Annotated in this window: 10 protein-coding genes; 5 read left to right on the top strand and 5 right to left on the bottom strand. The window is 64.1% G+C overall.

The window, feature by feature from the left end:
* Window positions 1–106 precede the first annotated feature (106 nt).
* From map to OOT46_RS26130, 3 genes are all read left to right on the top strand, one after another.
* Complete coding sequence (map, locus tag OOT46_RS26140) at window positions 107–925, top strand: type I methionyl aminopeptidase (protein WP_265406564.1); 819 nt, start codon at window positions 107–109, stop codon at window positions 923–925.
* Window positions 926–939: 14 nt separating this feature from the next.
* A complete protein-coding gene (locus OOT46_RS26135; RefSeq protein ID WP_265406563.1) occupies window positions 940–3,564 on the top strand; it encodes a [protein-PII] uridylyltransferase in 2,625 nt (874 codons plus the stop codon).
* Between the two features lie 402 nt (window positions 3,565–3,966).
* Window positions 3,967–4,884 carry a hypothetical protein gene (locus OOT46_RS26130; protein ID WP_265406562.1) on the top strand — a complete coding sequence of 306 codons (918 nt, stop codon included), beginning with the start codon at window positions 3,967–3,969 and terminating at the stop codon, window positions 4,882–4,884.
* 60 nt (window positions 4,885–4,944) lie between these two features.
* On the opposite strand, the gene OOT46_RS26125 is transcribed toward OOT46_RS26130, so the two are convergent.
* From OOT46_RS26125 to OOT46_RS26110, 4 genes are all read right to left on the bottom strand, one after another.
* The gene (locus OOT46_RS26125) at window positions 4,945–5,934 is read right to left on the bottom strand and encodes a basic secretory protein-like protein (RefSeq protein ID WP_265406561.1); all 990 of its coding nucleotides are present in this window, start codon (window positions 5,932–5,934) and stop codon (window positions 4,945–4,947) included.
* Window positions 5,935–6,357: 423 nt separating this feature from the next.
* Window positions 6,358–6,813 carry a hypothetical protein gene (locus OOT46_RS26120; protein ID WP_265406560.1) on the bottom strand — a complete coding sequence of 152 codons (456 nt, stop codon included), beginning with the start codon at window positions 6,811–6,813 and terminating at the stop codon, window positions 6,358–6,360.
* A 13-nt stretch (window positions 6,814–6,826) separates the two neighbouring features.
* Window positions 6,827–10,924, bottom strand: a complete 4,098-nt coding sequence (locus tag OOT46_RS26115; protein ID WP_265406559.1) for a polymorphic toxin type 30 domain-containing protein — start codon at window positions 10,922–10,924, stop codon at window positions 6,827–6,829.
* Window positions 10,921–11,061, bottom strand: a complete 141-nt coding sequence (locus OOT46_RS26110) for a hypothetical protein (RefSeq protein ID WP_265406558.1) — start codon at window positions 11,059–11,061, stop codon at window positions 10,921–10,923. Before OOT46_RS26110 ends, OOT46_RS26115 begins: the two co-directional genes overlap by 4 nt.
* Before the next feature lie 490 nt (window positions 11,062–11,551).
* Between OOT46_RS26110 and OOT46_RS26105 the strand changes: the two genes are divergently transcribed.
* Window positions 11,552–12,142, top strand: a complete 591-nt coding sequence (locus OOT46_RS26105) for an NADPH-dependent FMN reductase (RefSeq protein WP_265406557.1) — start codon at window positions 11,552–11,554, stop codon at window positions 12,140–12,142.
* Between the two features lie 2 nt (window positions 12,143–12,144).
* Here OOT46_RS26105 and lepB read toward each other — a convergent pair whose 3' ends face one another.
* Window positions 12,145–12,813 carry a signal peptidase I gene (gene lepB / locus OOT46_RS26100; protein WP_416136257.1) on the bottom strand — a complete coding sequence of 223 codons (669 nt, stop codon included), beginning with the start codon at window positions 12,811–12,813 and terminating at the stop codon, window positions 12,145–12,147.
* A gap of 397 nt (window positions 12,814–13,210) precedes the next feature.
* On the opposite strand from lepB, the gene OOT46_RS26095 reads away from it, so the two are divergent.
* Window positions 13,211–13,741, top strand: a complete 531-nt coding sequence (locus OOT46_RS26095; protein ID WP_265406555.1) for an RICIN domain-containing protein — start codon at window positions 13,211–13,213, stop codon at window positions 13,739–13,741.
* Window positions 13,742–13,847 lie beyond the last annotated feature (106 nt).

Genomic DNA, 13,847 nt, shown 5'->3' with positions numbered 1-13,847 from the left:
GGGGTGGGAGAGCGCTTGGGGCACCCGGCGCGGATGCCCACGGAGCCGGAGATTTTACCGGTCGCGCCGCTGCAGCGGACGCCAGCGCCTGAGATAATCGCGCTCCATGAGCATCACGATCAAATCCGGCGCCGACCTGGACGGCATGCGTCTGGCCGGCCGCCTGGCCTCCGAAGTCCTGGACTACCTGACGCCGCATGTGCTGCCCGGGGTCACGACCGAGGCGCTGGACAAGCTGGCCCACGACTACATCACCGGCGTGCAGGGTGCCGTTCCCGCGCCGCTGAACTATGCGCCGCCGGGCTACACGCCCTACCCCAAGTCGATCTGCACCTCGATCAACCACCAGATCTGCCACGGCATCCCCAACGACCGGCCGCTCAAGAACGGTGACATCCTGAACATCGACGTCACCGTCATCAAGAACGGCTGGCACGGCGACACCAGCCGCATGTTCGTCGTCGGCGAGGGCTCGATCCAGGCCAGGCGGCTGTGCCAGATCACCTATGAAGCGATGTGGCGCGGCATCATGAAGGTCAAACCCGGAGCCCGCCTGGGCGACATCGGCCACACGATCCAGACCTTCGCCGAAAAGTCGGGCTACTCGGTGGTGCGCGAGTTCTGCGGCCACGGCATCGGCCAGAAGTTTCACGAGGAGCCCCAGGTGTTGCACTACGGGCGCCCCGGCACGCTGGAGGAGCTCAAGCCCGGCATGATCTTCACGATCGAGCCCATGATCAACGCCGGCCGGCGCGAGATCAAGGAAATGCCCGACGGCTGGACCATCGTCACCAAGGACCGCTCGCTGTCGGCGCAGTGGGAGCACACCGTGCTCGTCACCGACACCGGCTACGAAGTCCTGACGCTGTCGGCGGGCTACCCGCCGGTGCCCGAATTCGTCAACGCCCCGGCTGCTGCCGCCTGAGCCGCCCCCTCGGCATGACGACCCTGACCCGCGATTCAGCGGCCCCGGTGGTCGCGCCGGGTGACGTGACCGACCTGCGTGCGCGCTTCCGCAAGGGCAAGGCCGACATCCTGGAGGTGTTCCGCCAGGCCCGGCCCAGCGCCGCGGCCGCCCACCGTCTGCTCAAGGGCCTGGCCCGCCATGTCGACGACACGCTGGAGGGCCTCTGGCAGCATGCCTTCCTGCCCAAGGGCGCGGCCCTGATTGCCGTCGGCGGATATGGCCGCGGCGAGCTTTTCCCCTACTCCGACGTCGACGTCCTGGTGCTGCTGCCGGACGACACCACGCTCGTGCACGACGGCAACGACGCGCTCAAGTCCAGCATCGAGGGTTTCATCACCGCCTGCTGGGACATCGGGCTGGAAATCGGCTCCAGCGTGCGCACCGTGGCCGAGTGCCTGGAGGAGGCGGAGCGCGACGTCACGGTGCAGACGGCGCTGCTCGAATCCCGCTACCTGTGCGGCTCCAAGGCCTTGTACCAGCAGTTCCGCCGCGCCTACGAGGGCCGGCTGGAGCCCGGCGCCTTCCTGCGCGCCAAGACGCTGGAGATGCACCAGCGCCACCAGAAGTACGAGGACACGCCCTACTCCCTGGAGCCCAACTGCAAGGAAAGCCCCGGCGGCCTGCGCGACCTGCAGGTGGTGCTGTGGGTGGCCCGCGCGGCCGGCCTGGGCAAGACCTGGTCGGAGCTCGCCGCGCGCGGCCTGGTGACCCCCTTCGAAGTGAAGCAGTTGCAGCGCAACGAAGGCATGCTCAAGCTGATCCGCGCCCGCCTGCATCTGGTGGCGGGGCGGCGCGAGGACCGCCTGGTGTTCGACCTGCAGACCTCGGTGGCCGAGACCTTCGGGTTCCAGGCCACCAAGGCGCGGCGCGCGTCCGAGGCGCTGATGCACCGCTACTACTGGGCGGCCAAGGCGGTGGCGCAGCTGAACCAGATCCTGATGCTCAATATCGAGGAGCGCATCAGCGGCTCGCAGGATGCGCCGATGCGGCCGATCGACGCACAGTTTTTCGACCGTGCGGGCATGCTGGAGGTCGCCAGTGACGACCTCTACGAACGCGACCGGCATGCCATTCTGCGCACCTTCCTCGTTTACCAGGAGACGCCGGGCATCAAGGGGCTGTCGGCGCGCACCTTGCGTGCGCTCTACAACGCCCGCGAGCTGATGGACGGTGAGTTCCGCCGCGACCCCGCCAACCGCGCGACCTTCCTGAGGATCCTGAAGGCGCCGCTGGGCCAGACCCACGCCTTCCGGCTGATGAACCAGACCAGCGTGCTGGGGCGCTACCTGTGGGTGTTCCGCCGCATCGTCGGGCGCATGCAGCACGACCTCTTCCACGTCTACACGGTGGACCAGCACATCCTGATGGTGCTGCGCAACGTGAGGCGTTTTTTCGTGCCGGAGCACGCCCACGAGTACCCTTTCTGCTCGCAGCTCGCGGCGCAGTTCGAGGACCCGTATGTGCTGTATGTCGCGGCGCTGTTCCACGACGTCGCCAAGGGCCGGGGCGGTGACCACTCCGACCTGGGCGCCGAGGAGGTGCGGCGCTTCTGCCGCGACCATCAGATCCCGAAGGAACACACGCGGCTGATCGAGTTCCTGGTGCGGCACCACCTGACCATGTCGCGCATGGCGCAGAAGGAAGACCTGAGCGACCCGGACGTGATCCAGCGTTTCGTGTCCACGGTCGGCGACGAGCGCTACCTGACCGCGCTCTACCTGCTCACGGTGGCCGACATCCGCGGCACCAGCCCCAAGGTGTGGAACGCCTGGAAGGGCAAGCTGCTCGAGGATCTCTACCGCCTGACCTTGCGCGCCCTCGGTGGTGGCAAGCCCAATCTCGACACCGAGATCGAGGCGCGCAAGCAGGAGGCCCTGCACACGCTGAACCTGTATTCGCTGCTGCCCGGCACCCAGGAAGCGCTGTGGAAGACGCTGGAGCTGAGCTATTTCGCGCGCCACGATGCGGGCGACATCGCCTGGCACACGCGCTCGCTGTGGCGTTATGTCGCGACCGACAAGCCGGTGGTGCGTGCACGCTTGTCGCCGATCGGCGAGGGCCTGCAGGTGCTGGTCTACTCGCCCGACCGGGCCGACCTGTTCGCGCGCATCTGCGGGTATTTCGACAGCGCCGGCTTCAGCATCCTGGACGCCAAGGTCCACACCACCAAGACCGGCTATGCCCTGGACACCTTTCAGGTGATCTCGCCCAGCCTGGACCACCACTACCGCGACCTGATCTCGCTGGTGGAGACCCAGCTGGGCCAGGCCCTGGTCAACACCGGCCCCCTGCCCGAGCCCAGCCGCGGCCGGCTGTCGCGGCGGGTCAAGTCCTTCCCCGTCAAGCCGCGCGTGCTGCTGCGGCCCGACGAGCGGGCGCAGCACTGGCTGTTGAGCGTGTCGGCCAGCGACCGCTCGGGCCTGCTGTATTCGATCGCCCGGGTGTTGGCGAAATACGGGGTGAATCTGCAGTTGGCCAAGGTCACGACCCTGGGCGAGCGGGTCGAGGACACCTTCCTGATCGACGGGCCGGCGCTGCGCCAGAGCAAGGTGCAGCTGGAGATGGAATCGGACCTGCTGGATGCGCTGGCGTCTTGACGCGGAGCCGGTGCATCGTCGGAGAAGACGATGGCAAGTGGTCGAACGTCCGCTCGATGGAAAAGTCAGGATCGCTGGATCAGCAGACTCATGTGAACCCCGTCGTGGTACGCACCTGACAGAAAGACAGCGTCCGGCTCCACGCCGTACTGCACGAAACTTAACGCCCCATGGGCACCGGGTTGTCCGCGGTGATGGCGCGGCGCAGCGCCGAAAAGGCTTCGGCATCGGCAGCCGTCAAGCGGCGAAGGTGCATCGGATCGCTGGCCATGAAACGTAAGGTGTGTGAGACACACCCATGTTAAAGGTATGGCTGCCGCCGGACTCTCAGTGGCTCACGCAGGCCTCCAATCCCCCACTTCGCCGTGCTGCTCAGTCCATTGGCCGTGTGCTCGTCGTCCGTTGACCTTCGTATTCAGCCGCCCCGCTTCGCATGCCGCCGGGGCCCGGCCCGCTCCCTGCATAAGGTACAACCCCTGGGCCACGTTTGCGTGGAACAGATCGACGCAAGGCCGGCAACGGGTCGACCTGTGCGACCAGGGCATCGCCCGCAAGCCCATCCATGTGGAGGTGAATGTGTTCAGAAAAGTCGCGCAGACCGGCGCAACCATCCTGACCGGGGTGGCGATCGACCGGATGTCCCAGCAACCACGTGAAGCCGCACCGACACCGCGGCCCACCGCGCCGCTTCGCCGGGGCGACGAGGTGCTCGGCGGCCTGGCGCAGCGGGCCCGGCTGGGTTCGGAAGCGCCGAACCCTCTGGTGCACGGCGGCTTGTCACAGATCGAGAACCGGCGCAACGCGGCGGACAAGCTGATGACCATCGCGCGCAACCCCGAGCGCGCCGCCGAACATGCGGCCCGGATGGTGGACGATGTGAAGTCCGATGTGCAGTTCGTCCAGGGAGCGGTGAAGATCGCCCAAGGCGGTCAGCTCACGACCGGGGATGGCGTGCGACTGGCGAAGGCGGCGGCGCAGTCGACCGAGAACTCCGTAGTCGCTGCCGCGCGCGGGCTCTATGCCGGCGTCACGACGTCCCAAGCCGGCGTGGACGACTTCGCCAAGAGCGTCTCTGAGCGGGTCACCTACGAGGGTCAGTCGGTCGCGGCCGGGGTGGCGGCCTCGCAAACCCTGGCTGCGGCGGTCGGCATGATTCCCCACCCCGCCGCCAAGATCGGCGCGGCGGCGATCCGCATTTCGGGCCAGGTCGCGGCGGGCAGCAAGGCCTCCGAGGCGGTCCGTGAACTCGGCGGCCAGGTGGAGGGCCCCGTGCGCAAGGAGATCGTGGCGATTGCAAAGGAAAAAAGCCAAGACGGGTAAGGCGATGACAGGCGCCAGCACCCCTGATTCGCCTGCCCGAACGCCGTCGCCCCGTCGATGTCAATTGGCGTTGCGGTAGTCCGTCCAGAGTTGGTCGACCGCCTTGCCGGTGATGGTCTTGAACGACTCAGGCGTCCACGTCTTGCCATCCTGCGTATCCATCGTCCGGTTCAGCTGGTAGATGAAGGAGTCGTACCGCTCGTCGAGCCACAGCAGGAAAAAGGCGGTGGTGCGATAGCCGTCATTCCAGCGGCCGTTGGGGTTGGGCTGGGCGCCGTCGGGCACGAAGCCGTTCCTGAAACGCACCGTGTCGGCGATGCCTTCGATGAGTCCGGCATCGGCGCCGTGGCCATCGCTATCGTCCTGCTGGTACATGTGGGTCATCTCGTGGAACAGGATGCCCTTGATTTCCTTGCCGACATCGCGGTTCTGGTTCTTCACGCTCTGCAGATGGGCGGTGCTGATCATCACGGTGATGTCGGCGCCGTCGCCCGCCTTCCACGCCACTTCACCGGGTGCGTAGCGGACGATCAATTTCACGCGGCTTGCAGTGCGGATCTCGCTGGCGCGCTTGTAGAGCGTGCGACAGACCTTGCGGCCGATGTCCTGCATGAAAGCCTCGGGGTTGTCGCCCGAGACATCGAGGAACAGCCGGCTGCGCTGCGGGTCGGTGTCCTCCAGCGCAAGCACGACGGTCGGGGTGCATTTGACATCCAGGTCAGCCGTATTGCCGTCGCCGCTGCTGACCTTGAACGACGAGGCGAGGTCATTCATGCCCAGTGGCACGAGGTTCACCGTATCGCCATCCAAGGTCAGCGTGCGGCCGCCGTGGTTTCGGTGCTCATGCAGGGTCACCTGCGCGCCAGGCGCCACTTTGACGGAGGAGATGCGGTCGTTCCAGGACGAGCCCACCCAGCCGTTGTCCGCATTGCTGCAGAACGACGCTCCCTGGAAGTTGACATGTTCATAAAAACACGCTGCACTGGCCGCGGCTGCGGTCTTCGGAGGCGGTTTCGGGTGAGCAGGCGGCGCCCACATGGCGGCGGCCACCGAACACGCCCATGCCAGGGCAGCCATCTGCCTTTTGAAAGGATGTGCCATTCGTATCCTCTGAGAGTAAATCGCCGGCGAGAGGCTCTTCAGCTTGGGCGAGGTATCACCGCGACGTGACAGCCGGCGAGGAGTGAAGACGCGACGAATGGTCGGAGAGCTGTGTGTGATGAACGGTGCTCTTTCCTTTCCAATGGTTCGCCTCGAGGACCCGTGCCAGGGTGCTGTCCTGTCGAGGGCGGTGGGCAAGGAAGGGCGACACGTCCCAGGACGGTCGTGACGACGAAGCTGAACCGCGCCGGGTTCGGATGAGCTGATGGCCCGTTTCAGGCTTTACCTGTTGTAGGGCACTGGCTGGCGCGCTGTGCCGGCCCCGAAGAGGAAAGTGACCGTGCGGCTGTCTGCGGCTGATCGCCGCTTTCCTCATGGGTCACGTCTGAGCAGCAAATCCTGCCTGGCCTGTTGCGCCGCCCTCCGGATTGTTTCATTCGAATGGGTGGAGAAGCGCTCGATCGTTGAAAGGCAGTGAATATCGCAAGAAAATCCGAATATGTACAAAACATACTCGATCTCTGTTTCGCTGAGAGCGTCCAGCATCTGCATCAGGGGGGCGATATCAAGTGCTTCCCCCTGTTGGTAGGCGTGAGAGTAGATGGACACCAGCGCGTGCAAAAGACTCTCTCGGGCAACGCCGTCGGTCTCCGAAACAGCCAGAGCGACCATGTCAGAGGCCACTTCATGGAGAACAGCCTGGTCCACACGCGCCGGCGGCACCATCTGGTACTCAAAGACATCGTTGATCTCGTCGGCAATAACGGAGCGACCGACAGCATCGGCGCATTGCTTCAGCCGCGTGACCTGCTCTATCAATGCCTGCATGCTCAAGTCCTCCTTAACGCGGAAATCTCTGCCTGGGTCGACAAGGTATATGCGTATCGTTCACCGCGGTCGGATTGTAGTGCGGGCTGGCCGGATTATGGATGCCGGGAGGATGGAAATTCCCCATGTCGTCCGTGTATTGCTTGCCTCTCTGAACCCTGACCACCCATCCCCCATGAGCATTTGATCCAACCGGCGCGGAGGGATCGGCGTCGTGGATGCGAACCCGCCACGTCTGCGTGCCGTCATTCCAGCGGTACTCGACACCCCTCGTCGCGCCTCCCGGCACAGGGTGAAGTGTTCGTCGATGGGCTCCCGGCGGGATGCTCACCAGCGTCTGCCAACTATTTCTTCCCGTACCGGGGACGGGCCTATTCACCTCTACGGTCCGGCCCCTCAGCCTCGCCTGGCATGTCAGACCATAGGGGTCCACCCAACTCCCGACATTCGGCGCGAAACGATAAACATTAACCCCCGCCTCCAAACCGAGAGGATCCTGGCTGATGAATTGTTCCAGGCTGGGGTCGTAATATCGGTGGCGGTTGTAATGAAGGTCCGTTTCCGGATCGAAGTACTGCCCCTGCAGGCGGATCGGATTGCGAACTTGATTGACGTGCAGCTGGGTCGCTCGGCCCCAGGCATCGATGCTGGCAGCCCACACGGTCCGCCCCTCTGGATCGGTCAACCTGGCCGGACAACCATTCGGATCAGTGTGGTAGTAGAAAAGATGCGACGCATCCCCGCCCTCCCCGACCATGGCCAATGGCACAAACTCCTCCGGAAAGTAGACGTATTCTCGCACCCGCCCGTTTTCTTCTTCCGCGAGTAGTGCATCGCCGTCCCAGTAAAAGTGTGTCGGCACACCCCCAACTGTCTGCTTGAAGACGCGTCTGCCGATGGGGTCGTACCCATATCGGGTTTCGATGCCCTTGTTCCGTGTCGACACGAGTCGCTGGTTGGCATCCCATTGAAGTTCAATGTCGGACACCGGGGGGGAGCTGGGCTCTGAAGCGAAACAGGTTCGGCTGCTGAGATTGCCGGCCCGATCAAATTCATAGTCGATCCCCCGGTGCCGGCCACATCGGCTCCATTCCAGCAGACGCTCGCCGCCCCCTGCCACCACGCCTTCCCGTCGCTCGACCACCCGCGTCGAGAGCCGGTCCCCCGCCGGATCACTGAAGAAGCCGGAGAGCCTGCCCTGGGGATCGATATGCTCACAAAGGTGTCCGAGGGCGTCGTACCGATAGCGATCCGTGCCGTACTGAGTGTCGCTTCGTAGAGTGATGTTGCCAACATGGTCGTATTCGAACCGTGTCGCGAACAAGCGCCTCTCTCCAGCCCTCACGCCTTGCCCGGCCAGGCGCCCTTCGCCGTCATACTGGTAATGCCGAGTCAGCGTCGGACTCAGGCATTCCTTGACGACCTGCCCAACCTCATTCCGCTCGATCCGTACCGGTTGGTGGTCATCGATCTGGATCGCGGCAACCCGGTCGAGCAGATCAAACTGGTAGGACACGGTATTGCCGGCACTCGTTTCCCTCTTGATCCTGTTACCGACTTCGTCAAAGCTGCTCTTCACGACATAGCTGCCTTGCTTTTCTTCGATCAATCTCCCTTCGTCATCGAAGCGCCGGCGCACCTCGATATGCCGGTTGGCGCAACCCACCATATTTCCGTCGAGATCGAAGTCAAACGATTCTTCAATATTCAAGCTGGGATCTTCAGGATCCGCAAAGCGCTTGCTCCGCACGCGACCGAGGCGATCCGACTGGTACTGGATGACGCGGCCCAATGGATCACGGCTCTGCCGCAAGTATCCTGCCGCGTCGAATTGGTAAGTGGTCGACTGCCCCCAGTAATCGACCTCCTCCACGACCCGCCCAAGTGCATCCCGGCATAAGCGATAGGTTTCTCCGCGCTGGTTGCTGACTCCGACGAGCTGCTCTTCCGTGTCATAGTGGTATTCCACGGTGTGCCCGTTCGCTTCCCTGCGGCGCCTCAGCTGTCCTTGTCCAACATAGTCAAAGCGCGTCTGGACGCCGTTTTCGTCGACGTACTCGGTCAGCAAATCCCGTGCATCGTAAGCACAGCGGATCTTGCCCCCGAGGGGCAGTGCTGCCTCGACCAGCCGGCTCTTCGCGTCGTAGCGATAGGCGGTCGCCCGGGCCAATGGATCGATCTGGGCGAGCACGTTGCCCAGTTCATCGCGCTGCAAGCGCGTCACGTTGCCGAGCGCGTCGGTGACGGCCACCAGGTAGCCATTGACGTCGAAGCTGAAACAGGTCCGTGCCTTGCGGGCATTGGTCAGGGAGATCGGCAAGCCCATCTCGTTGTACTCGTAGCAGGTCAGTGCACCCAGCGGGCTGCGCTGCCTGAGGAGCAAGCCACGCGAATCCCAGCTTTGCTCCCAGGTGGCGCCGCCAGCGTATGTGACGCGGGTCGGCTTGTTGCGGGTGTCGAACTCGATCCGGATCGAGCTGCCGTCCGGCCGGCTGAGCTGCAGCAGATTGCCACGCTCGTCGTAAACATATTCAGTCCGGTGATTGGCGGGGTTGACAACGGCAGTCGTGCGGCCCGCGTCGTCGTACTCGAAGAAGGTACGCCCGCCCAGAGGGTCGACCTCCAGGATCGGTAGACCTCGCTCATCACACTGCACGACAAACACGTGTCCCAGCGAGTCGGTAATACGGGTCTCCCGAGTCGCCGGCCAGTAGACAAACTGGTAGTCGTACAGCCCGCCGTCACCCCATGCCCGCACCACCTGCCATTCACGGCCCAACTGCTCCGCGCTCCTGTCGTAGCCGTAGTAAAACGACAGCCCGCTGCGATCGGTATGGCGCACCATGTGGTGCTGTTCGTAGGCGAAGCAGCAGGGCTCGCCCAAGGGGTCGAGCACCCTCGTCAGATTGCCGATCTCGTCGTATTCGTATCCGACGAAGGTCCGACTGAAGCCGGTAGCCGGCACAAAAAGCGACAGCCCCGCAATGCGTCCATCGGCGTGGAGCACATTGATCTGTCGGCCGCACGACTCCCGAATCGCTCGCAGCCGGCCGTCGGCGCGATCGAACTGCAGCCAGTTCCCGCACAGGTCCTTGATGCTCGTCAGCGGCAACTCGAGCAGCCCGTTGGATTTGTCTTCACTGTGCACCTTTCGGAACTGGTAGACGAGGTCGCTTTTGGTACGCACCTGGAACTCGTCGCCGTGATCGGTCAGTAGCGCGCCGTCCATCAGCTCCAATACCGCGGCCTCGTCGCCCTGGGCACTCGGCAGGTTCGCGAACAGCGCTACCCCTTCGCCAGGGTGCCGAAACATCACGCTGCCGTCTTCCCCGTCGATCTCCAGCCTGGCATCAGCGGGGCTCTCCCAGCCGTAGCCGCAAGTGCCCAGACGCGAGCTGTTCGAGCTGTAGGACCGCACCCACTCGATCGGGATGCGCCCCGCCAAGGTGAAGTCCACCTGCTCGACTACCACTTCCCCGGTCAGGATGTTCACCGGCTCGGCCCTCAGCACCTTGCACTTGAGAAAGCCCGGGTCCATGTTCTTGAAGGTCTTCTGCCGGAACTTCTTGAAGCGGTCACCCAGGTTCTTTGCGAACTTTGACTTCGCGAGCTTGCCGAGCCCGGCAAAGGCCCCCTGGGCCACCATCCCGGCCATCGAGATCGTCGGGGCCCCACCCACGTTCACATTGGCCGGGATCGCAAGGTTGAAGGTGGTCGGCAACAAGTTCGGCAGCTTGATACGCTTCTTCTTCGGCCGCGGTGGACTCGGCATGCCGGCGACCTGACAGCCGAGCACCGGCAATGCAAGGTAGGACAAGGGGTCGCCATCGGCCAGAACCGTCGAGCTGCCCATGAACACTTCGTCTTCCTTGTCAGGCAACAGGGGCGCGAACGGAAAACCTGGAGGAATGTGCACGACGATCGCCGCGGTACCGGCAGTCGCTCGCTTCATGCCCATCACCGAGACCGTCGCACCGATGATCGGTATGTAGTCGAAGGGATCGAACACGATCGAGAAATGCGGCGTGGGCAGCGGCGCCGGTACCGGCGTGGTGCACAGGTGGATGTCGATGCCCAGCTGCGGGTCACCGTGCTTGGCCGAGGGCATCATGCAGCATGCCCTCCCGTTTTGGCGGCGGCCGCCGGCGCCGCTTCGGCGATAGGGCCGGGCTGCGGCGGCGCCGCTTCCTGGTCCGCCCACCACTGCGGCCACTCCATGAACTCGCGCTCCACGCGGTTCAGCTTCATGTCGGCTCCTTGTTCAGCAGTTCAGGGAAAAGACCGTGCTGTTGACCGACACGCTGCTGCCGTCTTGATCACCGATCCGATCGTCCTGCGGCGGCCGGTGATCTCGACTGCCATGTGCGAAAGTCGTCCTGTGGTCCAGCAATGAAGTGGAAGGCCCGACAAGGCTGGATTTTTCCGAATTGAAACGACCAGGACCTTGGGAGGACGATCTTATGAAACAAGGGGGGTGGCCGGCACCCCTAGCCCTTGGGGTGTAAAAGTTGACAGGCGAATAGTCGCTCAACGGCAGCCGAGCAGGAGTGCCGCGACTGACCGATAGTCGGGCCGGTAGGCGGTCCCGGAGAGAGCATTGGCAGCGTATCCGGCTATGGACACGCCTCGCCCCATGTCTTCGGAAGCTCACGTGTGCCTCCGGTGATTCGTCGTGGACCCGCGTCATCCTCTGGAGGACGAGCTTAGACTCAGCTCACCCACCCACCCAGGAGCTTCCATGCCGGACAAGATCCTCGTCCTCTACGGCTCATATCGCGCCGACCGGGTCGGCATTCGCCTTGCCAACTACCTGGTCCGCGGCCTGGCGGCCAAAGGCGCGGATGCCGAGCTGATCGACGCGCAGTCGGTCGGCTTGCCGATGCTCGACCGCATGTACAAGGAATACCCGCCGGGCAGCGCGCCCGAGGCGATGGAATCCCTTGCGCGGAAGATCCGGGCGGCCGATGCCTTCGTGTTCGTGACCGGGGAATACAACTGGGGGCCTCAGCCCGGGCTGAAGAACCTCACCGACCACTTCCTCGAAGAATGGTTCTGGCGGCCGGCCGCGATCGCGAGCTATTCGGCGGGCCGCTTCTCAGGCGTGCGATCGGGGTCGATCTGGCACAGCATCCTCTCTGAAATGGGCATGGTCGTCATCTCGAGCACGCTGGCGGTCGGCCCGATCTCGGCGACGCTTGATGCCGACGGCCGGCCCACGGGGTCGGCCGGCGACTCGCTGGAGCGGTCCTTCGGACGGTTCGCTGACGACTTGGCATGGTGGACCGAGGCAGCACGCGAGCAGCGTGCGCGCAAGGCCCCGCCGTACTGAGTTCAGTTGACTTTCTTCCCGATGCGGTCGAAACGAGGCATCCAGTCGCCCTCGACGTCTGCAGAGACAACAAGACGCTCAGCCCTGCCGATCAGGAGACGGCGCGGAACCGGGCCGATGAATCGGGAGTCTTCGCTGTTGTCGCGGTTGTCCCCCAGCATGAAATAGCTGTCTCGCGGCACGGTCAACGGGCCGAAGTCGCGTGTGGCGCGCACAGCCGGCAGGTACTGAACGTGGCGGTCACTTCCGGCCACTCGCTCTACGGCTCGCAGCGAGGGCGTGCTCCCAAAGTACGCCAATGGCTCCTGCGCTTCCATTCGCTGAAGATACTGGGCCGGTACGCCGTTGAGGAGGAGAACACCTGCCCGCAGCTCGACCACATCGCCAGGAATGCCGACGATACGCTTGATCAAGCGAGTTCCGTCCTTGGGCGAGGAGAAGGTCACGACGTCGCCACGCTCGGGCTCACCGAGCGACAGCACGGCGATGTCGGTCAGCGGAAGCTTGAAATCGTACGCCAGCCGGTTGACGAACACGACATCGCCTTCGAGGATCGTGGGTCGCATCGAACCGGACGGTATGGGATTCCAGTCAGCGACGGCAGCCCGAAAGAACCCGAAACACAGGATGAAGAGCAGGAAGCCTCGGTTGCTTTTAAGCCAAGATCGCATGTGCACTCCGATGCGGTGATTAGTGGCTTCGACAATGTATGACATTTTGCCGTCGCGACAACCAGCCAAGCCTGGGCCGGAGGGTCCATGCCAAGCAAGAAAGAGCCCGCCGAGGTGTGGCCCGAATTCATCAGCTCGGTGAGCGACGCGGTGATATCGGAGGTGACGGCGTGGCAGAGCCGCTCGCCGGATTCATGGAGACCGGCGCTCGGTGGACCGGCCTGCCTCGCCGCGCCCGACGCCCCTGCTCATGACAGCCAGCCCCATGCGGTTCGTCGCCTTGTCGCATGTCGCCCCCTAACCTATCGTGCCCCTTGTGGCAGACGCGTGGCCGCTCGCCATAGCGACTTCAGCGCCAAGCGCCATGCTGCATCCACCGTGATCCAAGGAGGACTACATGCGACACGTCGACAACTCCCAGCGTCTGCGGGGAAGCTGGGCCCGGGGGCTCACCATGGCATCAGCAGTGTGCGCCTTTGCCATGGGCGCCGGAACGCCAGGGGACGCCAGCGCGCAGCAGTACCACTGGCTCGTGAACCGGAACTCCGGTCTGTGTCTCACCGCGTCCGCAGGATCGGGTGAGCGACCGGTCTACCAGGGAGCGTGCAATGAGGATGCGAGGTTCGAGCTCTACTATCCCGTCGATTATTCCCGGCTCATGTTCCGCCACAAGACGACCGATCTGTGCCTGGTGACACGGGGAAGCGGAGAAAGCGCCGCTGTTCTGTCCACCTGCAATCCCGGATGGGCCGACCAGCTGTGGTACTGGTACTTCGCTGACAACCCGGGCGGCCAGGACATGTACCAGTACCAGAACGCCAACTCTCGATTGTGTCTGGCTGCCCGGGGTGGTGGACGCAGCCGGGCGGTGCAGACGACGTGTGGCGACTGGGTTGACCAGCAGTGGAGGTCCGTCGCAACTTACTAGCACTGGCCGGAAGATCTGCAGATGGAGGAGATCAATTTTGTCGAAAGTCGCTCCTCCATCCGCTCTGACCGCCGTGGCCGGTTATGGAGCATCGCCCCAGATCGTC

This window comes from Aquabacterium sp. A7-Y, assembly GCF_026153205.1.
GTDB lineage: Bacteria > Pseudomonadota > Gammaproteobacteria > Burkholderiales > Burkholderiaceae_C > Caldimonas.
The sequence above is the reverse complement of the archived record's forward strand: the minus strand, read 5'-3'. Positions and strand labels throughout refer to the sequence as shown.